The following is a 23,525-nucleotide window of genomic DNA, read 5'->3' on the forward strand; positions in this document are numbered from 1 at the left end:
CCCCTATGCCGATTCCGCCGACATGCCTGCTCTAACGGCGCATTGGTTTCAGGCGGGGCGGGGGCAAAACAAAAACCGCGCCCGGAGAACCGGACGCGGTTTTTAATTTCCGAGGTGGAAGCGATCTTACTTGATCTTGCCTTCGCGGAATTCGACGTGCTTGCGCACGACCGGGTCATACTTCTTCAGCACGAGCTTTTCGGTCTTGGTGCGGGCATTCTTCTTGGTGACGTAGAAGAAGCCGGTGTCCGCCGTCGAGTTCAGGCGGATCTTGATGGAGGCGGGCTTAGCCATGGCGGAACCTTAACAAACGGATCGCGACCAACGGAATCTCCAGGCCGCACAAATATTCAGGAGCGCGGAAAATACGCATCCACGCGCGGAAGTCAATGGCCAATATGGCCTTGGTCTTCATTTACTTTTAACAGACAGCATTACCGCCGTTTGCCCTTCTTGGTCTTCGATTTTTCGGTAATGCCCTTCTGGCGCACTTTGCCCGATTTGGGACCGCCCGGCCCTTTGCGGCGCAGCGCCGTATCGACTCGCGAGCGCACGCCCAGACGCGGACGCGGAGCGTTGGGATCGGGGGCTTCAGGTTCGGACAGGGCCTTGAAGACCAGTCCGCCAGTCATCGGCATGGCCTCCAGCAGCTGCACCTCGATCTTACGCCCCAGCGTCCAGCGGCGGTGATGGCGTTCCCCCACCAGCGCGTGGGCCGTGTCGTCATGGATGTAGTAGTCATCCACGAATGACGAGGCCGGGATGATGCCGTCTGCCCCCGTCTCGGTCAGCTTGACGAACAGGCCAAACCGTGTGACGCCGACGATGCGGCCTTCGAACGATGCGCCCACCTTGTCTTCTAGGAAGGCCGCCACATAGCGCTCTATGGCCTCGCGTTCGGCCTGCATCGAGCGCCGCTCGGTTGCCGTAATGTGCTCGGCCGTGTCGGCCATGGTCTTGACCTCATAATCGGTCAGGCCGTCGTCCCCCAGCTTTAACGCGCGGATCAGGGCGCGGTGCACGATCAGGTCGGCATAGCGGCGGATCGGCGAGGTGAAGTGGGCATAGCGGTCGAGATTGAGCCCGAAGTGGCCGAAATTTTCGGCGCTGTAATGGGCCTGCATCTGGGTGCGTAGCACGACCTCATTGATGATTTCGGCGTGCGGCCCTTCCTTCTGGCTGTTTAGCAACTGATTGAAGCGTTCGGTGCGCGGTGGCTCGCCCTTGTTCCACGGCAGGCCGATGGTGGCCAGAAAATCGGCCAGATTGCCGACCTTTTCGAGGCTCGGCTGCTCGTGCACGCGATAGATCAGCGGCGTCTTGTGCTTTTCCAGCGTTTCGGCGGCGCAGACATTGGCCTGAATCATTATCTCTTCGATGAGCTGATGTGCCTCAAGGCTGACGCGGGCGGTGATGGCAACGACATCGCCCTCGGAATCGAGCTGCACTTTACGCTCAGGCGAGTTGATGGCCAGAGGCTGCCGCTCGCGCCGGCCGCGGCTCAGGCAGGCGTGCGCCGCCCACAAGGGCTTCAGGAGGGTGTCGAGAATCGGCTGTGTCTTGTCATCGGGCGTCCCGTCGATCGCCGCCTGGGCCTGCTCATAGGAGAGCTTGGCGGCGGAGCGCATCAAGCCGCGCACAAACTGATGGCCGATCTTCTTGCCTTCGGCATCGAAAACCATACGCACGGCCAAAGTCGCGCGGTTCTCGCCTTCCTGAAGCGAGCACAGGCCCGACGACAGCACGTGCGGCAGCATGGGCTCCACCCGGTCGGGGAAGTAGGTCGAATTGCCCTTTTCGCGGGCGTCGCGGTCCAGCGATGAACCCGATTTAACGTAGTGGGCCACGTCGGCAATAGCGACCCACACCACATGGCCGCCGGGATTGCTGGCGTCATCGTCGGCATGGGCATAGACGGCGTCGTCGTGGTCGCGGGCGTCCTGCGGGTCAATGGTGATCAGCGGCAGGTGGCGCAGGTCTTCGCGCCCTTTAAGGTCCGGGGCCTGCGCGGCCTCGGCCTCGGCCTCAGTCGACGAGTCAAAGCCGACCTTCAACCCGTGGGCATGGATGGCCATGATCGAGGCGATGCGCGGGGAGTCTTCCTTGCCGATCACCTCGATCAGCTTGGCGGGCTTGGGGCCATACCGGTGGTTGCCTCCTTGCGCCGCGGCGATCACGACATCGCCGTCTTCGAGGGCGTCGATGGCCCCGGCGACGAGGGTATAGCTGTCCTTCGATTTGCGATCGACGCTTTCGATGCGGATGTCGCGCGGGCCCTTGCGCGCCTTACCGATACGCACAACACCGACCAGCTTGGGCGCGCCCTGATCCAGCACCTTGACGAGGTGGGCGATCCACTCCTCAGAGGTCTGCTCAAAGCGCACATAGATGCGGTCGCCGACGGCCGGCGGCGTCTGGGCAATGGCTTTTTTCAGCGGGGCGAGGCGGGCCAGAGGCGGCTTGTGTTTCAGCTTCGGGTCATCAGACTTGCCCCATTTGACCCACAAATCGCCGTCGATGTCGCGCTCGACCACCTCGGCGACGCCGGTTTCGGGTAGGGCGCCGACGGCCCCGAACGACTTGCGCCCACTCTTGTTCAGCTTGCCAGAGTCGGCCAGCTGTTTGAGCCTTTGGCGCAGGGCGCGGCGGTCTTCGCCCTTGAGGCCGAACTGCTTGGCCAGGGCGCCGACATCCAGCTCACGGGCAGATTTCAGGACATCTAAGAGGGTGTCGTCATCCGGCAAACCAGAGGCGGCGTGGGGCGTAGAGGGTGTTTTCATGAGTCGCACTGTAAAGGGTTTGGTGGTGAGAGGCGATGTTTTCTTGTGCGACGCCGGTCTCTTTTGGCCGCTCTTGTCTCTGCGGTGACAGCGGGGTATCAAATGGGATCACTCTGGGGAGGAACCCATGCGCCAGGTGGCATTGGTAGGACTGATGGCGCTCAGCCTGTCGGCCTGCGGGCAGAAACCCGCTGAGCCGCAGCCGACCGAGGCGGCGAAGCAGACCTTTACCGGCTGCGAATGGCAGGCGGTGCGGGGGCAGCAACTCGTCATGCATGCCTTTGCCTGCCCCAACACCCACATGGTGGCCGATGAGACCCTTCCGGGCTTTGGCGTGGTGGAAAGCGGGCCGGATGAGCGTAGCTATTTCAGACCGGTCATCCGCGCTTTCACTAAGCCGCCTCAGGCCGCCATTGCGTCCGTCCTGCCACAAATCCGCAAACTCACGCCACAGGCCGCAGCATGCGTCCTGACCCCGGCGCAGGACCCGACGACAGAAAACACGACGCGGGCGTTGTTTGAACTGACTCCGACCGGTGAGGCGCTGAAAGCCTGGGAAAAGACGGTCAAAACGGGGGAGGGCGAGGCCCTGCCGTGCGGTCCGATGGGCGTCGGTATAGCTGGATCGCGCGTCTTCGAAGTCCTGCCGAAGGACCCGGCCTATGTGGTCTATATCGACTACGGCTCGGAAATTCAGATTTTCGACACGACGACCTTGCGACGGGTGAAAGGTGACTAAGATTAGTATGAGTTTTAATGGATCATTCAGGCGCCTCCCCTGATTTCAAGGGAGGCGGATTTAATAGGGAAGGCGTCAAAGACGGTGGGGTTAATCCCGCCGCTTCAACCCCACCTTGCCCTTCGTGCCACCGGCACCGGTCGCCCGGCTCCTCTGAAATCAAGAGAGGCACTTTGGCATATGTTGAACCTTCGCTTTAGCCGAAATAGGCCTTAGCGGCTTCGGCATCCTTGGTGATCTGGCCTTTAAGCGCATCAAACGACGGGAATTTCTGTTCCGGGCGCAGATAATGCAGAAGTTCGACCTCGATCACCTGATCGTAGATGTCGTGGTCCAACCCGAAGATATGCGTCTCGAAGCGTTCATTGAGGCCGCCCACCGTCGGCCGCTTGCCGAAGTTCGTGACGCTGCCCAATACCTCCCCGTTGCTGAGCCGCGTGCGCGTCACATAAACCCCGTATTTCGGGCGCAGATAGTCGCCAAGCTCGATGTTGGCGGTTGGAAAGCCGATCTGACGCCCGATCTGATCGCCGCGCGTCACCACACCGGCAAAGGCCTGTGGGCGACCCAGTACGTGCCCGGCCAGTTGCGCATCGCCGGCTTCAAGCGCCTCACGCACGGCAGACGACGACAGCTTGTGCCCGGTCTCATCGGTCTGGCAGGGCGTGACGGCGGTGGTGAAGCCCATCGATGCGCCTGCCTCGCAAAGCGTCTGCGCCGAACCGACGCCCTTAGCGCCGTAACGGAAGTCGAAGCCGCAACTGATGTGGCTCAGTTTCAGATGGTCGTGCAGGATGTTCTGCGTAAAAGCCTCGGCCGTCAGGGCCGACAGGGTCTCGTCAAAGCGCAGCACAAAGACGTATTCGACGCCCAGTTCAGAGAAGGCGCGCACCTGCTGATCGAGAGTCATCAGGCGGAATGGCGTGACCGGCTTACCGGCGCGCGTCAGGAAGAAGGCCTGCGGGTGTGGGTCGAAACAGACGACGGCGGAAGCCGCCCCCAGACGGCGCGCGGCGGCGATGGCGTTTTCGACCACCCGCTGGTGGCCGCAGTGCACACCGTCAAAGCTGCCGATGGCGGCGCAGGCACCGGTCGGCCACGCTATACCCTGCGCAGGCGTATTGAGCGCCTGCGAGCGCAGGGCCCCGCCGGGTTCGAGCGTCAGAAGAAAAGCCTTGCTCGCCATATGCGCCATGCTCAGACCGGCTTGCGTGGGGCGATGACCTCGGCCACACCCTTAGCGTAGGTTTTTCCGCCGACGCTGGCGACGGTGGTCAGGGTCACGACGCCGGTCTTGGGCTGAATGTCGGTGACGGTGAGGCTGATGGTCACCACGTCGTCGATCTTGACCGCGCGCTTGAAGGTCAGCGATTGCGACACATAAATGCTGCCGCGTCCGGGGAGGCCCCCGGCGATAGTCGCCGAAATCCACGCATTCAGCAAAGCGCCATGGGCAATGCGACCCTTGAACGGCGTGGTCGCTGCATAGGCCTCATCGACGTGTACGGGGTTATGGTCCTCCGACACATCAGCAAAGGCGCGGATGGCCGCATTGGTGGCGGTGAAGGCGCGCTCCAGAGACTGACCCACGCTCAGGTCTTCGAGATACACGGTGACGGCATCGGTCATAAGCAAGGGTTCCCATCGATTTTCGATTGATCTAGGGCGCTTAGCGGCGTTTGCCAAGACGCCCGGCGCATAATCCTGCCCGCGAAGCCTGCGTAAAACTGTCCCGATTTGGCATTATTTTTTCAAACGCGGTTCATAAAACGCCGATTTTTCATGGTTAACTATAGTTATATCATTGAATTAAATAAAAAAATTTGCGCACGGCCTTTAACTCTATTTTATCCGCTTGCTGCCATGATGGGCCAGTCAGATGTGAAGGGCCTGCATAAGGCGGGCCCGAGTTATTAAAGGTGGGCACACTCACATGGCCGTCGATATGTCCATGCAGATCCTGGTGGTTGATGATTACAAGACCATGCTGCGGATCATTTCCAATCTGCTAAAGCAGCTGGGATTCGAGAACATCGAGGAAGCGTCGGATGGCGCGGAAGCCCTCGAGAAGATGAAGAAGACCAGCTACGGTCTGGTCATTTCAGACTGGAACATGGAGCCCATGACCGGCTATGAACTCCTTTTGAAGGTGCGTTCGGACGATTCGCTGAAACGCACGCCCTTCATCATGGTCACGGCCGAATCCAAAACCGAGAATGTGATCGCCGCCAAGAAGGCCGGCGTGAACAACTACATCGTTAAGCCGTTCAATGGCGCGACGCTGAAGCAAAAGATCACCGCCGTACTCGGCGAGTTCTAAAGCGCCATCCGAGAGGGGGAAGCCCTTTTCGGAAAATGACGCGATAAAACAAAGAGCGTAGATCGAAATGACGACTCTCCTGAAAGTCATTTGGATTCAAGAATTGACCGACTATCAAGCAGGTTAAAATGGGCCAGGTTGCACCCAAACAGGCTGAATCTCCCGCACTAGAGCCCGCTGACGCGGCTCTGGCCGCGGCGATGGAGCCCAAGCTGATCAATTTGATGCAGCAGTCCGAGGCCCTTGTCAGCCTGATGCGTGAGTTCTTTCAGCAACTCGACAGACGTCGTGCCGAAGAATTCGCCGTTATCGCCGGCTATATCGCCAAGGCCAAGGAAGAGATCCGCGAACTGCGTCCGCATGATCTTTCGCAGGAGCGTATCCCGACGGCAGGAGCTGAGCTGGAAGCCATCACCCGCGATACCGAAAACGCCACGCACAACATCATGAACGCCGCCGAAGCGATCATGGGCATGGATGTGTCGGACCCCAAGGCCTATAAGGCGGCGGTGGACGACGAGGTGATGAAGATTTTCGAAGCCTGCTCGTTCCAGGACATCACCGGCCAGCGCGTGTCGAAGGTCGTCAACGTCCTCAAGCAGATCGAGGAGCGCGTCGGCAAGCTGGCGGCTACGCTGGGTGTCGAGGACAAGGATGTCGAGCTGTCCGAGCGTGAAAAGCGCGCCCGCGACCTGTTGCTCAACGGTCCCGCCATTGGGGGGCCGGAAACCCGTCAGGAAGCCATCGACGCCATGTTCGATGAAGCCCCTGCGGCGGCCCCGGAACTGAAGGTGCAGGCCCCCAAGGTCGAAGCGCCTAAAGTTGAGCCTAAGCCGGAACCGAAGCCTGAGCCCAAGCCGGAACCGGTGGCCAAGGCGGCGCCTGCACCGGCCCCGGCTCCCGCGCCTGTGGCAGCGCCTGCGCCCGCCCCGGCGGCAGGCAACTCTCAGGACGATATCGACGCCCTGTTCGATACCCCGGCGGCCAGCAATGAGCCTCAGTCTCAGGATGACATCGACGCCTTGTTCGACATGTCGCCGGAAGAACTGAACAAGACCAATTCGCAGGACGATATCGACGCCCTGTTCGACTGATCCCATAACGGACAAGGCCGGTCAACGGCCTGTCCCGCAGGCCTTCGTGATGGTGGCCTTCGCAAAACCCCTTCCGTCCCTATCCGGAAGGGGTTTTTGCTGTGCTATTTGGGTGATAGGATAAGCAAAGACGTTGCCTTCCAATGCATCGGAGGACGGTCATAGGGGGAGAGCATGAAGCGTCTGAGTGTATTGTTCTGTGCGGTATCTCTTTTGGCAACGCCGGCTTTGGCCTGCCGAAGTTCTATGTCGGAAACGCCGATCCTGTTTGATGAAGTACCGATGGCGCCGAAAGAGACCTTTATCGCGCAGGTCAGAGTGCTTGAATATACGACGCTGGACGGGGAGGGCGTCATCGCCGTCGAACCGCTGTCCGTATTGAGCGATCACGCGAGGCCCAGACGATTGCTGCTGAGCTACCATATCCTCTCCAGTTGCGACCGTGGGCCGCGCGTGGGAGAGGAGGGCATAGTCGCTGGAAAGATAGTGTCTGAAACGGACGGCGAAATGCGCATATTCCCTTACCGGGGGCCATCCAAAGCGCGTTTGAGCACGATCCGCCGCGAGGGCGGTCGCCTCGAAGTCTATTAATATCAGGCCCTTAGCGCCGCCAGTTGCTGCGACAAGTCGGTCTGGTCGCGGCTGTCGATGGAAGTGCAAATCTGCTTCACATCGACATAGCTGAACGGTTTGGGCAGCAGATAGTCGGCCTGTTCGCGGCGCGCCTTGTTGAGCATGGTGCGGATCATCACCGGGTCATTACGCTGACCGGCAGACATGATGCCGATGGGGGTGCCGGGGGCGCGCTCACGCAATTCCGCCATGTGGTCCAACACATTGTCTTCGCCCAGAAAAATGTCGGCGAGTATCAGGTAGAAGCGCGCGACATCGAGCTGCGCGCGGGCCTCGGTCAAGGAACTGGCCGTGACCACTTCGCAGCCCTGCTGCGCGAACATGCGGGCGATGATACGCGCCTGAGTGGCGCTGTCTTCGATGATCAGGACGGTTCGCGACACGGCGCCACCCCAGGAGTGTTTATGACATCCTTATTTTGGATGCGACCTGTTGACAAAACATTACTGGGGAACGCGACCTGACGTTGTTATTTACCACGCCAGAGCGGTGGAAACGTAACGGGCGCAGGCCTTTTCGCTTTCCAGCACCTTGACCAGCAATTGTGCGTCCAGTTGGCCCTCGGCGTTGGTTGCCTCAAGGGCGTGGATGCCGGCCGCGATAAAGACGAGGTCGAGCCCCTGACCATTGGCCCCCAGCACATCGGTGGGCAGGCCGTCGCCGATGGCGAGAATGCGCGATTTATCCACCTCACGCCCGACCACCGCGTTCAGGGCCCGATAGCAGAGGTCGTAGATGGGGGCGTAGGGTTTGCCCGCCATGATCACGTCGCCGCCAAAGGCCATATAGATGTCGGCCAGTGTCCCGGCGCAGTAGATGATCTGATCACCCCGCTGCACGATGCGGTCGGGGTTGGCGCAGATCATCGGAATGCCGCGCTGAGCGGCGGCTTTCAGGTCGGGGTGGTACTGCTCCAGCGTGTCGTTTTCGTCGTCGAACAGGCCGGTGCAGGAGATGAAGGCAGCCGTGTCGGGCGTGCCGCTCAGATCGACGCCCAGGCCCTCATATAGTGGCGCGTCGCGTTCCGGCCCGATGACCCAGGCCGCCCCTTTCTGAGCATAGTCTTTCAGGAAGGTGCGCGTGGCGTCACCCGACGACACAATGGCCGAAAAAGCGTCCTCATAGACGCCCAGATCGGCCAGTTGCGCCTTCAGCCCGTCCTGCGGGCGCGGGGAGTTGGAAATCAGCACCACTGGCCCGCGCTCGGCCTTAAAGCGGCGCAGCGCGTCATAGGCTTCGGGAAAATGCCGCCTGCCATTATGGATGACGCCCCAGATGTCGCAAAAAACCGCGTCATACTCAGCGGCGATGTCGGACAGATGGGTCAGCAGGTGCGGGGCGATCATGGCGGGCCTTTCGTTGAGAGCGGCCTTCATAGAGCAAGCGCCGGGAAAGGGGAATCCGGTTTTTCACTGAAAGGACAGGGCAGGCGCCCCAGCGCGACGCCTTATTTCAGAACGCTGGCCACGTCCACCAGTTCGACCTCGTGCATCTGGTTCAGATAGGCGTCGAAATACGGCTTGTGCGACGCGCCAACGACGCTCAGCACACGCGCTCCCGGTGTCTTGACAAAGGCGGCGCGGATATTGGCCACCATGCGCAGGTTACGCACCTCCCACCAGCCGACATACTGACGGCCCCAATACTCCGGGGTCTTGTCCGCCGCCGCCTTTCCGAAGTCGGATGTGATGGCATACATCTGCATCGGCGGGCTGTTGTAATAGCGGAACAGGTTCAACATACCGGTCGCCGCATTGGCGTCGGCGGCCGGCGCGGGCGGGGTGGGGTTCTTCGGGCTCGACCAGATGCGGGTGATGGCCGCTTCGAAGCCCGGATCTTCGCTTTGAACCGCATCCGAGGTGTGATCGTCGGTGGCATAGACGCGCTCAAGGCCGCTGCGCGCCGCCAGCACCGCCGCGATCTGATAGTTTTCATTAGGGGCCGCGGCAATGTCGGTCAGCAGTTTAAGCAGGGCCGCGTCGATGCCGTCGCCGACGCGCCGTTCTGCGACGGGTAGTCGCAGCCACTGCACCAGCGCCGACGCCCGCTCATTGGCGGCCAGAAGCGTCGCCGCCAGACGGCGACGCGCCGCAGGGGTGGGGTTGGCGGGCCACGATGCCAGCATCGCCTCCGCCTGCGCACAGGCGGTGGGCACATCAAGGCCCGTGGCCTTTTGCGCCGCGTCGGTGGGGCGGCAATACTGATCGGCAACGCCGGGGTAAATCGTCGGATAGCGGCGTAACTGATCGCATTGCATGCCGGAGAGGGCTTCGATGGTGATGACCGTCGGCTTATAGGCCGCCAGCTTGTCGAGAAGCGCGTTCATCGAGGCCGGATCAAATTTTTCGAGATTGCTAAGGTGGATGCTGCCCAGCACCAAAACCTGGGTCTTCGGCCCGGCGACCAAAGGCTTCCAGGTGGTTGGATCAAAGGCTGGGGTTTGCGCCGTTGCGGGGACCCCCAGCGACAAAGCTAAAGCGACCCCCAGACCCGCACGTACCCAGAAATTCTTCATGATGTCCCCTTGTGGTTCGTCACCCGTAACAGCCTACCACAGGTTCGGCCCGCGTCTATACTTTATACGTTCCGGCTTCGCGGGGCTTTGCAAAAAGGCCTCAGTCGCGAAGCCACGGATTAAACACCGGTACGCGGGCTTTTCCACAGTCCTGCGTATCGCGGGTGACGAGGGTCAGGCCGTGGCACAGGGGGGCCAATGACCAGATCCAGGTGTGAGAAGGTAGAACGCTACTTACGGCCATCTTCGACCAGCCGCCGCCAGCGCAGCATCACCACTTCTCTGACCGGCAGCTCGCGTTGCGTAAGCAGCGGGCGGATGCGGTGATTGAGCCAGTCGTTCAGCTCGCTGCGCCGGGTGGCGTCCTCAAGCCGCCAGTAGCCGGGGAGAGCAGGGGGGCGAGATAATCTGGCCGTGCTGACTAGAATTGTACTGGGCCGAGCGACGTTAAAGACCCCAAAGATCGCTTTTCAAACTGCGCCCCTCCCTTTGAATAGAGCTTCTTATCGAGCGCTTTCACAAGCGGTTCGCGGGCTTTGTGATGTTTGAATACGGAAGGAACGTGCCGCAGGAAGCGCGAATATCCATCCTGATGCGCGGATCGCATCTCGGAATCAATGAAGTTACGCAAGGCCATAGCGCTATCGCGATCATAGGCCCACAGATTGCGCCCTCGTTAGGAGATCAGGAAATACAGATCATCAGGCCCGTTCAGGCGGTGTTTGGATCTGAAATGACGGGCTGCGGACCGAACGGAACCCGTGCTGCTTCCGGGGCGGCTGCGCCAATAATGGCTTTGCGCCCACAATTGAGGTTCATATCCGTCTGGTAGGTCGTGACTGCCACCTTGCAGGGGGCCATGCAGCCCCGGATAATATAAGGCGGAGAGCCATTTATGGCCACAACCATCCACATACTGATGATAGTCAAACGCCATATTGATTTTAAAGTAGGCGATGTCGTCCCGGCGCTTGATCCTGCGATAGGTTGCAAACTCAAACTCAGCCGGACATGTGCGTATCGGACAGTGAATAGCGAGCCGATGCGGGACGGCATTGCATTTGTCTAGCCCTGTAACAGCATCACTTCGACCTTAAGCTCGGCGGCGTTGCGGCGGCAGCGTCGATTTGATGAAGCCCGCCGGCGGGGCGGTTTCCAGCAGCACCTGCTCCTTGATGGCGCGCGGTTCGCCGAACAAGTGGCCTTGCGCGTAGGCGACTTCGATTTCGAGGATGTCCACCACCTGACGCTCGTTCTCCACCTTTTCGGCGATGACGTCGATGCCATAGCGCGCCAGCAGGTTGGCGTAGTCGCCGGCGTGGATGTCTTTGAGGAATCGCAGAGCCGGCTTACCGTCGATATTCATCAGCTGATCGAGCAGCACATTGGCCCCTATCTTCACATAGCGCACGTCTGAACGTTGCAGGTCGGTCAGGTCGAGGTCGATCGAGGTGATCTTGTCCAGCGAGAACTTGAAGCCCATATCGGCCAGCCGCGCCATGTGGCGCGCTTCCATGGCGCCGCGCGCCGCATAAGCATCCTGCCCCAGCTCGAAGATCACCGAGCCGGCCAAATCGCGGTTTTCGTTGAGAAATTCCAGGAACTGCGGGAAGAAAACTTCATCGCGTAGCGAGGTCAGTGAGATGTTGCAGAAGATGCCGATGCGGCGGTCCTGCTTGGCCAGACGGCGCACGATCTGCACGCAACGGAACAACAGCAGGTTGTCGATGGAAGGTACCAGACCTTCGGGTTCGGCCACAGACAGATATTCGGCGGGCATCAGCACGCGCCCTGTGGCATCGCGCAGGCGCGAGAAGCTTTCGTAATAGATGGTCTTGCGCTGCGGCAGAGAAACGACCGGTTGCAGATAGAGGTCCACCCGATTTTCGATCAGCGCTTGACGCACGGTCTCAATCAGGGCCATGGCCTGCTGTTCCTGACGCGACAAAGGGGCGGGTGGTGCGACCTGCGCCGGTCCGGTCTTCCAATCAGACAGGCGTTCCTCAATGCTTTCGCCCAACTTAAGCACCAGGTTTTCCAGCATCTTGACCTCGGTGGTCAGCTCATCGGTGCGGCCGACGCGCTGGTGCTGCATCTGATCAGCCAGCTCAACCATGTCTTTCTGAGTGACATCAATGGCCTCGACCATCAGTCGGTGAGCGTCGCGTACCAGATGAATCTCTTTGGAGAGGCGGCGTTCAGACAGGTATTGATTGACGAAGTTGTGGATGGCGAAACACACGGCCATCGTCGCCAGTGCCGCCGCGATACACGCGCCGGTGTCCGATCCCCCCGCATAGAGGGCCATAGCCGCGCCCATGGATAGGAACAGATAGGTTCCCATCAGCAATATGGAGGTCAGTCTTCCCATCGGGTGTCCCTGTCGAACAGCCGCGCAGAATCGCGCCGGGGGCGACTATGCGGCGATTTGCGGGCTAAGCCAAGCGCGCGTTAAGATTTATGAACAACCCGTTAAGCGAGCCGGGCGCGACTAGGCGAGAAGCCCGTCACTGGCGCGGCGCAGGGGGCCATTGTAAGGCTGATCGGCCTTGCGACGACGGTCGGGGCCGAAATAGTTTGCGCAGCGAATATAGGGGCGCGGGCGCATGACCACGGCGTCGAGGCGGCTGAGGAGGGCGCGGGCGGTGAGCGGCTTGGCCACGAACTCATTGACCCCGGCGTCGCGTGCTTCGACCACGCGTGAGCGTTCGGAATGGCCGGTGATCATCACCACGGGCAGGTAGGGATTGATCGAGTCGCTGGCCGTACGCAGCATCCGCGTGAATTCGACCCCGTCGATGGGGTACATGTTAAAATCGACCAACGCTATATCGGCTGGGAACTGCCGCAGCAGGTCGAAGGCCTCGGCACCGTCGCGCGCTTCGCGCACGTCCCGGATGCCCGACCCCTTGAGGATGGCCAGAACGATGGAACGCATGTGCTGATTGTCTTCAACCAGCAGAATTTTCAGGGCACCGTAATCTGCCATATCCCCCAAAGTCCGGATAACGCTCTGCCCCTGCTGTTATGTAAAGGCGGCGTTGTTTTTGCAAACCTGTGACAAAGAGTAGCGCTGTTACGATGAAGGCGCAGTGAGATCAAGCCTAAATAAGCATCCGATTTATGGGCGACGGGCTCAAAGCGGCGAAGTGTCGCAAGTAAGTTGAAAATCAAGAATATTATTATACGATAAACGATTTTATGTACGGTAATATGTACCCTTTTATTGCGCGCTGGACGCAATCCACAACGACGGGTCGAGTGCGCGGTCGCGCCATTTCAACCGCCAGCAAAGATGCGGCCCCGTCGCGCGGCCTTTCTGCCCCACCTGACCGATAATCTGCCCCATCGTCACGAAATCACCCGCCTTTACGGTCAGGGTGGACAGGTGCAGATACATGCTGATAAGGCCTTGCCCGTGGTCGAGCAGAATCAAGCCGCCTTCGAAATGCAGGTCGGGTTCGGCCAGCGCCACGCGCGCCGTTTGGGGAGCGTAGACGGGCGTGCCTTCGGGGGCCGCCATGTCGAAGCCGTAGTGCGGGCTTTTCGGTTCGCCATTCAGGATGCGTTGATTGCCGAAGCGCCCGGAATTGACGAACCGGCGCAAGGGCCATTGATATGGATGGGTGAACCAGATGGCGTCTTCGCGACTGGCGAAGCCGGTGTTTTTGAGCTCGCGCTCTTTGGCAATGCGTTCCAGAAGCGCCGGGTCTGAGGGGATGACCTGATCAGAGGGCAGGCCGTCGATGCGCTGAGTATCATAGGGGGTGCGCAGGATTTCGAAATCCATGATCGGGCCCGATCCGATGGACAGGCGTGCCATGGACGGCGCGTCTCGGTCGAAGCCGATGATGAAATCGCCGTGCGCCGAGGTCAGGCCGCGTGCCGTTCCATCCAGGATGATCTCCTGACGCGGTTCGGCGCGGCCGATGGCAAAGCCGCCCTGCACAAACTTGCCCGTGAGATTGTAGGGACCGCTTTTCAGAGTGCGCGTCCACACCGAACCATAGGGTCGCGGATCGGCGTTCAGAAGACCGGGCGTTACGCTACTGGCGAAGCCCAGCGCGAGCCCGCCTCCTAGAATATGCCGGCGTTTTAGCGTCCGTTCAGAGCTTTCCATCGGGCAGTGGCCTCTTCCGGCCCGGCATAGGCCTCCTGCGTGCGGGGGTTCCAGTAGCGCAGGGCCTCCAGCGGTATCTGCTTGCCCGACACGGCGCAGATCACGAACTTGCCGGGACGCATAACGGCGTATTCACCGTCTCCGTAATGGAGGATGGCCTCATCGGGTAGGGGCGGCTTCGCATGCATATTCATGTCTTGAACATAAGCCGCTAGCGTGAGGGGATCAAGCGTCTGCAGCGTGTCCGCGTCATAAAAGCCTGATTGCGCGTGTTGCTGATTTGCGGATAGGTTGTGACCGCCGGGGTGGGGAGGGGTATTATGCGGTATGTGTTCGGGGTGATTATGGCGATAGGACTGAACGCGGCTTCGCCCTCGGTTATGGCCCAGTCGGCCCCGTCAGAAACCTTCGGCTATTCCGTCAGCCCCCCTGATTTCACAGCCGCCGAAGCGACGCGCCGATTGGGTAGCGCCTCCCTGACCTTCTGGGTAGATGGAACCCTTCTGCGGGTCGCCGCGCGCGCGGCTACGCCAGCTGTGCGGTTGTGCTGCACGGTTCAGCCCGACATGCAAGCCTTAGGGGAGGGGCTATGGGGCCTGACATTGGCGTTTCCGGATCTGAACCGATCGGTCATTGGGTTGCAGACATCCGCCGATAAGACCACGCGGCTTTACTGGCACGGGCCTGACGCACCTGCGGAGCCTGAGGCTGTGGCAAAACTGAGTGGAAGCCTCGAAGAGGTGGAAATAGACAGCGCCCATCTAAAAGCCCGGCGGAATCTGACCCTATACAGACCGAAACGCCCGGCGCCGTCGCAAGGCTATCCCGTGGTCTATATGGCCGATGGCCGCTCGGTCGGTCACTTTGCGCGGATCGTGGAACGGCTGATAGACGAGGGTGTCATCCGCCCGGTCGTACTGGTGGGAATCTGGAGCGGCGAAGGCCCCGCCACCAACGGCGGGTTTGATCAGCGTAACCGCGAATATCTACCCTCGCCGAAGGTCGATCCGCAGGCCTATGCCGATCATGAAGCCTTCGTTCTGAAAGACGTCATGCCGCTCGTCGAGGCGCGTTATCGGGTCAGTACGCGGCGGGCGGATCGCCTGACCTACGGCTTTTCCGCTGGCGGATCGTGGTCCTTATCTTTTGCGCTCAGGCATCCGGATGCGTTTGCGCAAGGGGCGTCTGCCGGTATGAGTGCCGGCCCCGGCAGTTTCACCTTTTCCGGTAGGGAGGATGTCAAACTTTACATCAGTGCCGGGCGCTATGATCAGTTTTACAGCGGGGCTGAAAAAACCTGTCTGAAAGCACAGGTGGCCGGGCTCACCTGCCATTTCACAGGTATGTATGCGGGCCACGATCTCTTTGTGTGGAACCTGGCCCTGCTTGACGCCCTGAAGGCCGTCTTTCCCGCGTCGGACTGAATCTTGAGGCCTAAAACAGACTGCCCTGTTCGGGTTTGAGAGGGGTCGGTCTGGGCTTGGTGGCGGGTCTGGTCGGGGGGGCTGAGGTGCCGTCGCTGGCCACAACGTCCAGCGTGCGGTCGCCCTTGAAGGTCAGGGTCAGGGCTTCGCCCACGCCTACCCCTTCGGGAGAGGTGACGAGGTGGCCATCGGCGCGACTTACTCGGGCGAATCCGAGGTTCAGCGGCCGGTCGGGGTCGAGGCTCAGGCGCAACTGATCCAACCGGTGCAGGCGCTCGGATTTCTGGCTCAAGAGGCGAGCCAAAGCGGCGGCCAGACGTTGCTCTAACTCAGGCAGCCGGGCGCGGCGTGCGCTGTCGTCGAGGCGACGGTTTAGGGCCGCATCGAAACGCTGGTTCAGGCGGTTGAGGGCCTCGCGCTTCAGGTCGAGCGGGCGCAGGGTCAGGGCCGGGGTCAGGCGCGCCGATAGGCGTGTAAATTCAACCCTTTGCCGCTCCACGCCGCGCGTCAGGGCCGCCGTGGCGCGTTCGGACAGTTGCGTCACGCGCTCGGCCTTGAGGTGACGTGGGCGCTCCAGCAGGGCGGGTGAAAAACGCGCCGCCGTGCGGGCAAAGGCCGTGTCGTGGGCATTGAGATTGCGCAATAATCCGCCACCCAGTCGGTGCGCTGCGTAGTCGAGCCTTTGTTGCGCGGCGTCGATCAGGTCCTGTGGCTTGGGCAGGGCACGCCCCAGCAGGGCCACGCGCTCACGCCGGTTGCGCAGGGCCTGATCAAAGCTGCCCAGACGGCGGCGCTCCAGATCGAGCACAAAGCCGCGCAGTTCGCTCAGGACGGGCGTCGCCATTTCCGCCGCCCCCGTAGGGGTGGGGGCACGGCGATCCGACACAAAGTCGATCAGGGTAGTGTCGGTTTCATGCCCGACGGCGGAAATAACGGGAAGGGTGCACGCGGCGACGGCGCGCGCCAGCCCTTCGTCGTTGAAGGCCCACAGATCTTCGACCGAACCGCCGCCGCGCGCTACAATCAGCACGTCCGGGCGCGGGACAGCCCCCGATTGAAAACCATTCAGGGCCTGAATGATCTGCGCTGGGGCGGCGTCACCCTGCACAATGACGGGCCAGACGATGACGCGGCAGGGCCAACGATCGCGGATACGGTGCAGGATGTCGCGGATCACCGCCCCGGTCGGTGAGGTAATGACGCCGATGGTTTTCGGCGCAAAAGGCAGGCGCTTTTTGCGTTCCGCTGCAAACAGACCTTCGCCGTGCAGCTTTGCTTTGGTGCGCTCAAGCTGCGCCAGCAGGGCCCCGATCCCCGCGGCCTCCAGGCTCTCAATCACGATCTGATACTTGGACGAGGCGGGGAAGGTGGTCAGCTTACCGGTCACGATGACCTCAAGCCCGGCCTGCGGTTGCGCTTTCAGGCGGCTGATATTGCCCTTCCAGATGACGCCGTCGATGGCGGCGCGGTCGTCCTTCAGTGTCAGATAGACGTGGCCCGAGGTATGGCGCGTGACCTTGGAGATTTCGCCACGCAGCCGCACATGGTCATAGGCGCTCTCAATCGTGCGTTTCAGCGCTCCAGCCAGTTCGGATACCGACCAGGGCGGGCTGTTAGACTGCGAATCAACGGGGCTGAGGAGGTCTTCGGACATGTCACCCGTTTACCTCTGACGCGTAAAACTGTCACGTGACGAAATGACCGGTTGCACACGCGGAAATAACGTTGTTTTCTTTATTCTGTGCTAAACTAGAGCGATAAAAAAGAGAAAGGCACCTGATGATAACCGAAACAGACGCACCGGTTTCCGAGGTCCAGCGGCAGGAGGCCCAGCGCCTGAACGCCTTACGCACTCTGGAGATCCTCGACAGCGAGGCCGAACCCGAATTTGATCAGGTCACCCGGCTGGCCGCTGATGTGTTCGATGCGCCAATGGCGGCGATCTCGTTGATCGACGCGATTCGCCAGTGGTTTAAGTCGAGCGTCGGTCTGTCGGTTTGTGAAACCCCGCGCGAGCAGGCCTTTTGCGACTACACCATCTGTCGCGATGAGGTGATGGTGGTGCTGGATGCCACGAAGGACCCTCGGTTTGCCAATAATCCGATGGTGTTGGGTGAAGCGCATATCCGTTTCTATGCCGGGGCGCCTATCCGCTTCGGTGAGGTGCTTGTGGGGTCCCTGTGCGTCATCGACACCGAGCCGCGCGCCGAATTCAGCGCGCGCGACCGGGCGCGTCTGACCACGTTGGCAGCTACCGTGTCGTCGCTGATGACGCTGCGCAAGGACGCCCAGATGCAGAAGAGCATTGTGCGTCGATGCAACGAAAATCAGAAGAAGCTGGAGATGATGGAGGCGGTGGCCGGGGTCGGCTACTGGCACGTCGATCTGGAAAACCAGACGGTGGAATGGTCGCAGGGCGTCTACCGCATCCACGGTCTGACGCCGCAAATCTTTCACCCCGACCTGACCAATGCACTGGAGTGCTATCACCCCGATGACCGTCAGCGCGTCAGCGACTGCGTGAAGGCCGCCGCCTACCGCGGTGAGGGGTATAGCTTCGAAGCCCGACTGATCCGTGCCGATGGTGACATCCGCACGGTCTTCAGTCAGGGCTCGGTCGAATGCGACGAGGCGGGGCAGCCCCTGTCGCTGTTCGGCGTGCTTCAGGACGTTACGGGACGCAAATCTATAGCGGCGTGAGCTTGTACAGGGCGCTGGCGTGGCCGCGCAGCTCCAGCGAAATCTCTTCGTCCGCCGTCGAAACGGCGCCGGTCCACAGATTGTGCACGCGCGCCTTTTGCGGTGCATTGATGGCTTTCAGCGGCTGGTTAACCACCTGCGGGTGATCGCTGATATTGAAAATAGCCAGATAGCGCGCTTTTCCGTCTGCGGTTTCCGCCGTCCACACCACCTGCGCGCCGTCGTTCGAGACGGGCAGGTTGTTCACGCTATCCTGATTGAGGGCGATCACCTCCTTATTGTTAAGGAGTTTCAGCGTCGCTTCATCCAGCGCCCTCAGATCGCCGCCCATGATCAGTGGCGAGCGCGCAATCGACCACAGGGTCATCAGGGTCTGCTGCTCATCCGGCGTAAACTTGGTCTTGCGCTGCCCCAGCGCCAGCAGGCCCAGAGGCAGCATGTCGGCATCGGGCCACGCCCCCGGACGGCGATAGGGGCTCCAGTCGGCCAGCCGCTTAAACTGTGCCTTCAGCATGTCCCAGCTATCCCAGAAGTCGTCGGAAATGCGCCACATCTGGGCATGGTTCTGCGCATGGACCGCCCATTTGAGGTCCGTCTCGCCGGGCGACAGGCTGAGCACGATCGGGCGGCCCGACGCGGCGATGGCAGCTTGCGCGCCCTCGATTTCAGGCCAATTGATGTCATAGGGGCGGCTCATATCGTCCATTTTGACGAAATCCACACCCCAGTCGGCAAACAGCCTGAACACCGAGTTGTAATAGGCCTGAGCGCCTGGCTTCGACATATCGACGCCGTACATGTCGGTGTTCCAGGTGCAGACGGAGTTGGGGTTGGCCACGTCGCGCGCCGTGTATTTAGTGCCCAGAATCGGCAGGTCCTTCTCATAGGCCAGACGCGGAATGCCGCGCATCAGGTGGACGCCGAACTTTAGGCCCATGGCGTGCACCTTGTCGGCCAGCGGCTTGAAACCGGCGCCATCGGCCGCCGACGGGAAACGGTTCGGCGCAGGAAACAGGCGGCCATAGCCATCCATGGCCAGCTCCGCTCCGTGGCGGTACTCATAGCCGGTGGCATTAGGCTCATACCATTGAATATCCACGGTGAAGACGTCATAGCCTGAGGGTAAGAGCTTATCGGCCATGATCTTGGCCGTCTCCAACGCCTGCGCTTCGGTGAGCGTCGTGGCAAAGCTGTTCCAGCTATTCCAGCCCATGGGCGGCTTCGGCGCACGCAGTGTCGGTGACTTCGGCTGCGTGGCCGCGACGGCGGGGACGGTAGCGGCCCCGATCAGAGCCGGGGCGGCAAACAGGGCGCGGCGGTTCAGCATGGACATGGCGGATTCCTCTTTTGCATTTGTCTGACTATTAGCGCGATGCGGTCAGAATGCCAGTGGGAAAATGCGACGGCTCAGGCGTTGCGCAGGATTTTTTCCATGGGCCTGCCCTTGGCCAGTTCGTCGACCAGCTTGTCCAGATAGCGGATTTCACGCATCAGCGGGTCTTTGATCTCTTCGATTCGCACGCCACAGATCACCCCCTTGATTAGGCTGCGCGACGCATGTAGGAGCGGGGCCTGTGCAAAAAAGGCCTCGAAGTGGGTTTCCGCTTCCAGATGTGCCACCAACTGGTGCTGATCGTAGCCGGTCAGCCAGCGGATGATCTCATCGACCTCGGCCTGCGTGCGGGCCTTTTTCTGCGCCTTCGTCACGTAATGTCCATAGACGCTGGCGACACTCATTGCATAGATACGATGCGGGGTCATGTGGGTTTCCGCTTCTAAGGCCTGCACCGATCCTGCACCGAGTAAAGCTTGATCGCAAACGCTGATTTTCCGCTTGACCCGGGGGCCGTCCTGTCGGAAGTCACCCCCATGAATATCCTGCTGATCGGTTCGGGCGGCCGTGAACACGCCCTTGCGTGGAAAATCCGGCAATCGCCGCGCGTGGCGCGTCTGGCCATTGCGCCGGGCAATCCCGGCATGGCGGCGCTGGGCGAGGTGCACGACCTCAAGGTCACCGATGTGGCCGGCCTGACGGCGCTGGCGGTTGAAATGCAGGCCGATCTGGTCGTGGTGGGTCCGGAGGCGGCGCTGGCCGAGGGCATTGCCGATGCCCTGAAAGGCGTCGGCATTCCCTGTTTTGGCCCGACGCAAAAGGCCGCGCAACTCGAATCGTCGAAGGCCTTCACCAAGGACTTCTGCCAGCGCCACACTATCCCCACCGCAGCCTATGAGACCTTCACTGACCTTGATGCCGCCAAGGCCTATCTGAAAACCCAGAGTGCGCCCTACATCATCAAGGCCGACGGTCTGGCGGCCGGCAAGGGCGTGGCCATTTCGCCCGACCTACCCGACGCCTATGCCGAGCTTGAGGCCATGTTCGGCGGGCGTTACGGTGCGGCGTCGCAAACCGTGGTCATCGAAGAGTTTATGGCGGGCGAAGAGGCCTCGGTCTTCGCCATTGCCGATGGCGAAACGGCGCTCCTGTTCGGCTATGCGCAGGACCATAAGCGCGCCTTTGACGGCGATGCCGGGCCCAATACGGGCGGCATGGGCACCTACAGCCCCGCGCCGGTAGTGACACAGGATATTCTGGACATCACCGAGCGTGAGATTCTGGCCCCCACTATGGCGGGCATGAAGGCCGAGGGGAACGCCTATACAGGCGTCCTCTATGCGGGTCTGATGATCGAAAATGACCGCCCGCGTCTGGTCGAATATAATGCCCGCTTCGGCGACCCTGAGTGTCAGGTGCTGATGCTGCGCCTTAAGAGCGATCTGGTGCCCTATCTGCTGGCCGCCGCCACGGGCCGACTGAAGGACATGCCAGCGCCGGAATGGTACGAAGATGCCGCCGTTTGCGTCGTCTATGCCGCCAATGGCTATCCGGACAGCCCCCTCGGCGGCTCGATCATTCGCGGGTCTGAGCAAGATTTTGGCCCGAACGTCAGCGTTTTCCATGCCGGGACCAAGCGGCTGGACGACGGGCGTCTGGCGGCCGCCGGTGGGCGCGTGCTCAATATCTGCGCGCGCGGGGCGACGATTCAGGAAGCGCGTGACGCTGCCTATGACGCGATTGCCAAAATCGACTGGCCGATGGGGTTCTATCGCTCCGACATCGGCTGGCGCGCACTCTGAACAGCGGTCTTTGGCCGATGCGTGCGTCGGCGATCAGGGCCTACAACTCCATACGCACGCGGATAAACAGCCACGGCTTTGAGCGGTTGCGTGTCAGCTCCAGCGCCCGCACCGTGCCCGTGGCGCGGTCGCCGTCATAGCGCACGCGGTCATAGTCGTGCACGCGGCCCGGCAGGTTGTTCAGTTCAAGGCGCCACAAGGTCTTCGGGTTCAGCTTATATTCGGCAAACAGGTTCAGCTTCGCGCTCCCGCGCGCATAAGAGATTTCCGAGGCGCGATAGACCTTTTCGTCATAGCCGTTCCAAACCGAAAAGCCCCATTGAGTGCGACGCACCGGCAGGTCCTGCGAAAACTCCAGCAGCCAGTCGGTTTCGGTCTGGCGCGATAGGCGGCGCTTTTCCTTCGTCACCGGATCGGTCACTTCCGAGAGGAAGACGCTGCCGTTGAATTTCAGCATGCCGCCGGGGATGCGCAGGCGGTCCATCGGCAGGGTGAAGGTGGCCCCGATCTCTTCGGCCGTTCCGTCGCCAATATTCCCTTTGGCGTCAAACACGCTGCCGTCGGCGGCGACAATAGGCACGCGGTCGATGACGTCCGACACGTCCTTATGGATGAATTTCAGCACCAGCGCGCCCTTGTCCCAGAAGCGGTAGCTGGCGTTCAGCTCCGTCTCCCATCGCTTGTCGGGCTCAAGGCTGACATTGCCGGCATTGACGGTGGAGTCCATCAGGTCGATCGAAGAGACGAAATCGTCGAAATCGAGCTGACCCAGCACGCGCTCAATGCGCAGTAGATATTGCCATGGCCCATTGGGCGACCACGTCACCTGCACCTTGGGCTTGGCATAGCCAAAGCGCTTTTCGTCCGGGCGTTCGCTGGTTTGCGACAGGGTGGACCATTCGTATTTCAGACCCGTTTCAACGCTGAGCGCCGGAGTGGCGCGCCAGGTGGCCAGAAATGAGGCTTCGGTGCGGTCTTCCTCGACCTTGACGCGAGAGGCGGGCAGATCGACCACCGTATCATTGACCGTCAGCCCGGTGTTGCTGTCGCGCGAATTATAGGCCTTTTCCAGCCCGACCTCATAGGTCAGCCGCTCGCTGCGCGTCCAGATCAGTTGCCCGGAGATGATGTTTTCTTTCTCCACCGAGTCGTCGAGGAAGCGCGTCTCCTCCGATGGATTAATATAGAGGTCATCGACCTCTTCGTGCGAATATTTCGATAAGCCGTTGAGTTTCAGTGTGAAAGATTTGCCCACAGGCCGGTTATACTGGAAGCCGGCTTCGTGCATATCCTCCTTGTAATCGAGGTTTTCGACGGCGGTCGTGTCGGTGATGTAGCGGTAATTGCCTATGTATGTGTTAGGTACCCACTTGCCATTGACGGTCAGCTTGCCGCCCCACAGGGGATGCGAGGCGATGCCGTTCAACTCAATCCCCTTGCCGCCGGCCTCGCTGAGGATTTTGGTGCGGCGTACCGCGCTGCCGTCGGTAGGGTAGATGGCCTTGTCGCCATTGCTGGCTTCATCGTCGAAATTGGAAAAAACGGTGGCCGACAATTCCAGCGTCTTGTCCCCGGCATTGCGACTATAGGTGATGCGGCCCGTCGGCTTGACCCAGCCATTGCTCAGGAAACGGGCATTGGCGATGACGGTCAGGGTCGGCTTTGCCGACGCCTTGCGGATGATATTGACCACCTGAGTCTGACCCTGCATGTCGATCCCTTCGGCCCCACCGATGATCAGGTCGATGCGTTCCACTGTGCCAGCTGGGATGCGGTTGAGGGTGTCGGTTAGGTTGTCGCTCTTGCTGGTCGGGCGCTGACCGTCGATCAGCACATTGCCCGCCGCTGCCGCGAAGCCGCGCACCTGATCCACGTTTTTCAGCGTAAAGCCCGGCACGCGATTGACCATGTCCAGTGCCGACTGCACCTGAAAGGCACTGAAAAAGGCCTGACCATAGGGGATAACCTGACGTGAGGCGGGAGCATCAGCGGTCTCAGCCTGTGCAATGACTGGCAGGCCGCACAGCAGGGCGGTGGCGCACATCAGGGCCTTGGGAAAGGGCAT

At 60.9% G+C, this 23,525-nt stretch carries 22 protein-coding genes; 7 read left to right on the forward strand and 15 right to left on the reverse strand.

What is annotated here, in order from left to right; genetic code table 11:
• Positions 1–126 precede the first annotated feature (126 nt).
• Both rpmG and rnr read right to left on the reverse strand, forming a co-directional pair.
• Positions 127–294 carry a 50S ribosomal protein L33 gene (gene rpmG / locus ASTEX_RS17335; protein ID WP_013480935.1) on the reverse strand — a complete coding sequence of 56 codons (168 nt, stop codon included), beginning with the start codon at positions 292–294 and terminating at the stop codon, positions 127–129.
• Positions 295–434: 140 nt separating this feature from the next.
• Entirely contained in the window at positions 435–2,780 is a 2,346-nt protein-coding gene (rnr, locus tag ASTEX_RS17340) for a ribonuclease R (protein WP_013480936.1), read from the reverse strand.
• Positions 2,781–2,907: 127 nt separating this feature from the next.
• On the opposite strand from rnr, the gene ASTEX_RS17345 reads away from it, so the two are divergent.
• Entirely contained in the window at positions 2,908–3,519 is a 612-nt protein-coding gene (locus tag ASTEX_RS17345; RefSeq protein WP_013480937.1) for a hypothetical protein, read from the forward strand.
• 196 nt (positions 3,520–3,715) lie between these two features.
• On the opposite strand, the gene ribF is transcribed toward ASTEX_RS17345, so the two are convergent.
• A complete protein-coding gene (gene ribF / locus ASTEX_RS17350) occupies positions 3,716–4,705 on the reverse strand; it encodes a riboflavin biosynthesis protein RibF (RefSeq protein ID WP_013480938.1) in 990 nt (329 codons plus the stop codon).
• Positions 4,706–4,716: 11 nt separating this feature from the next.
• A complete protein-coding gene (locus ASTEX_RS17355; RefSeq protein ID WP_013480939.1) occupies positions 4,717–5,148 on the reverse strand; it encodes a MaoC family dehydratase in 432 nt (143 codons plus the stop codon).
• Between the two features lie 304 nt (positions 5,149–5,452).
• Between ASTEX_RS17355 and ASTEX_RS17360 the strand changes: the two genes are divergently transcribed.
• From ASTEX_RS17360 to ASTEX_RS17370, 3 genes are all read left to right on the forward strand, one after another.
• Positions 5,453–5,839, forward strand: coding sequence for a response regulator (locus tag ASTEX_RS17360; RefSeq protein ID WP_013480940.1), 387 nt, complete (start codon positions 5,453–5,455; stop codon positions 5,837–5,839).
• Positions 5,840–5,967: 128 nt separating this feature from the next.
• Positions 5,968–6,933, forward strand: coding sequence for a protein phosphatase CheZ (locus ASTEX_RS19545; RefSeq protein ID WP_013480941.1), 966 nt, complete (start codon positions 5,968–5,970; stop codon positions 6,931–6,933).
• A 174-nt stretch (positions 6,934–7,107) separates the two neighbouring features.
• The gene (locus tag ASTEX_RS17370; RefSeq protein ID WP_013480942.1) at positions 7,108–7,524 is read left to right on the forward strand and encodes a hypothetical protein; all 417 of its coding nucleotides are present in this window, start codon (positions 7,108–7,110) and stop codon (positions 7,522–7,524) included.
• Between the two features lie 2 nt (positions 7,525–7,526).
• Here ASTEX_RS17370 and ASTEX_RS17375 read toward each other — a convergent pair whose 3' ends face one another.
• The 7 genes from ASTEX_RS17375 to ASTEX_RS17405 all read right to left on the reverse strand — a co-directional run bounded on the left by ASTEX_RS17375 (position 7,527) and on the right by ASTEX_RS17405 (position 14,395).
• Positions 7,527–7,949, reverse strand: a complete 423-nt coding sequence (locus ASTEX_RS17375) for a response regulator (protein WP_013480943.1) — start codon at positions 7,947–7,949, stop codon at positions 7,527–7,529.
• Between the two features lie 90 nt (positions 7,950–8,039).
• Positions 8,040–8,912, reverse strand: a complete 873-nt coding sequence (locus tag ASTEX_RS17380) for a TIGR01459 family HAD-type hydrolase (protein ID WP_013480944.1) — start codon at positions 8,910–8,912, stop codon at positions 8,040–8,042.
• 101 nt (positions 8,913–9,013) lie between these two features.
• Positions 9,014–10,081 (reverse strand): DUF5694 domain-containing protein, encoded by a 1,068-nt coding sequence (locus tag ASTEX_RS17385; protein ID WP_013480945.1) that lies wholly within the window; start codon positions 10,079–10,081, stop codon positions 9,014–9,016.
• Between the two features lie 1,093 nt (positions 10,082–11,174).
• A complete protein-coding gene (gene tipF / locus ASTEX_RS17390; RefSeq protein ID WP_013480946.1) occupies positions 11,175–12,452 on the reverse strand; it encodes a flagella assembly cyclic-di-GMP phosphodiesterase TipF in 1,278 nt (425 codons plus the stop codon).
• 120 nt (positions 12,453–12,572) lie between these two features.
• Positions 12,573–13,070 carry a response regulator gene (locus ASTEX_RS17395; protein ID WP_013480947.1) on the reverse strand — a complete coding sequence of 166 codons (498 nt, stop codon included), beginning with the start codon at positions 13,068–13,070 and terminating at the stop codon, positions 12,573–12,575.
• 234 nt (positions 13,071–13,304) lie between these two features.
• Positions 13,305–14,201, reverse strand: coding sequence for a M23 family metallopeptidase (locus ASTEX_RS17400; protein ID WP_013480948.1), 897 nt, complete (start codon positions 14,199–14,201; stop codon positions 13,305–13,307).
• Positions 14,177–14,395, reverse strand: a complete 219-nt coding sequence (locus ASTEX_RS17405) for a DUF2093 domain-containing protein (protein WP_013480949.1) — start codon at positions 14,393–14,395, stop codon at positions 14,177–14,179. Before ASTEX_RS17405 ends, ASTEX_RS17400 begins: the two co-directional genes overlap by 25 nt.
• Positions 14,396–14,521: 126 nt before the next feature.
• Here ASTEX_RS17405 and ASTEX_RS17410 point away from each other — a divergent pair, with 126 nt between their 5' ends.
• Positions 14,522–15,625 (forward strand): alpha/beta hydrolase, encoded by a 1,104-nt coding sequence (locus ASTEX_RS17410; protein ID WP_013480950.1) that lies wholly within the window; start codon positions 14,522–14,524, stop codon positions 15,623–15,625.
• Between the two features lie 10 nt (positions 15,626–15,635).
• On the opposite strand, the gene xseA is transcribed toward ASTEX_RS17410, so the two are convergent.
• Positions 15,636–17,279, reverse strand: a complete 1,644-nt coding sequence (xseA, locus tag ASTEX_RS17415) for an exodeoxyribonuclease VII large subunit (RefSeq protein ID WP_013480951.1) — start codon at positions 17,277–17,279, stop codon at positions 15,636–15,638.
• Positions 17,280–17,404: 125 nt separating this feature from the next.
• Here xseA and ASTEX_RS17420 point away from each other — a divergent pair, with 125 nt between their 5' ends.
• On the forward strand, positions 17,405–18,325 hold the full coding sequence (locus tag ASTEX_RS17420) for a PAS domain-containing protein (protein ID WP_013480952.1): 921 nt from the start codon (positions 17,405–17,407) through the stop codon (positions 18,323–18,325).
• Here the strand turns inward: ASTEX_RS17420 and ASTEX_RS17425 are convergent.
• Both ASTEX_RS17425 and ASTEX_RS17430 read right to left on the reverse strand, forming a co-directional pair.
• A complete protein-coding gene (locus ASTEX_RS17425; RefSeq protein WP_013480953.1) occupies positions 18,312–19,658 on the reverse strand; it encodes a glycoside hydrolase family 27 protein in 1,347 nt (448 codons plus the stop codon). The two genes, ASTEX_RS17420 and ASTEX_RS17425, sit on opposite strands and share 14 nt — an antisense overlap.
• A gap of 74 nt (positions 19,659–19,732) precedes the next feature.
• Positions 19,733–20,086 carry a DUF2200 domain-containing protein gene (locus tag ASTEX_RS17430; RefSeq protein ID WP_013480954.1) on the reverse strand — a complete coding sequence of 118 codons (354 nt, stop codon included), beginning with the start codon at positions 20,084–20,086 and terminating at the stop codon, positions 19,733–19,735.
• 108 nt (positions 20,087–20,194) lie between these two features.
• On the opposite strand from ASTEX_RS17430, the gene purD reads away from it, so the two are divergent.
• A complete protein-coding gene (gene purD, locus ASTEX_RS17435; protein ID WP_041659698.1) occupies positions 20,195–21,460 on the forward strand; it encodes a phosphoribosylamine--glycine ligase in 1,266 nt (421 codons plus the stop codon).
• Between the two features lie 40 nt (positions 21,461–21,500).
• On the opposite strand, the gene ASTEX_RS17440 is transcribed toward purD, so the two are convergent.
• Positions 21,501–23,525: a TonB-dependent receptor plug domain-containing protein gene (locus tag ASTEX_RS17440; RefSeq protein WP_013480956.1), complete on the reverse strand. Its 2,025-nt coding sequence runs from the start codon at positions 23,523–23,525 to the stop codon at positions 21,501–21,503.

Origin of the sequence: Asticcacaulis excentricus CB 48 (assembly GCF_000175215.2) — a bacterium.
Lineage (GTDB): Bacteria > Pseudomonadota > Alphaproteobacteria > Caulobacterales > Caulobacteraceae > Asticcacaulis > Asticcacaulis excentricus.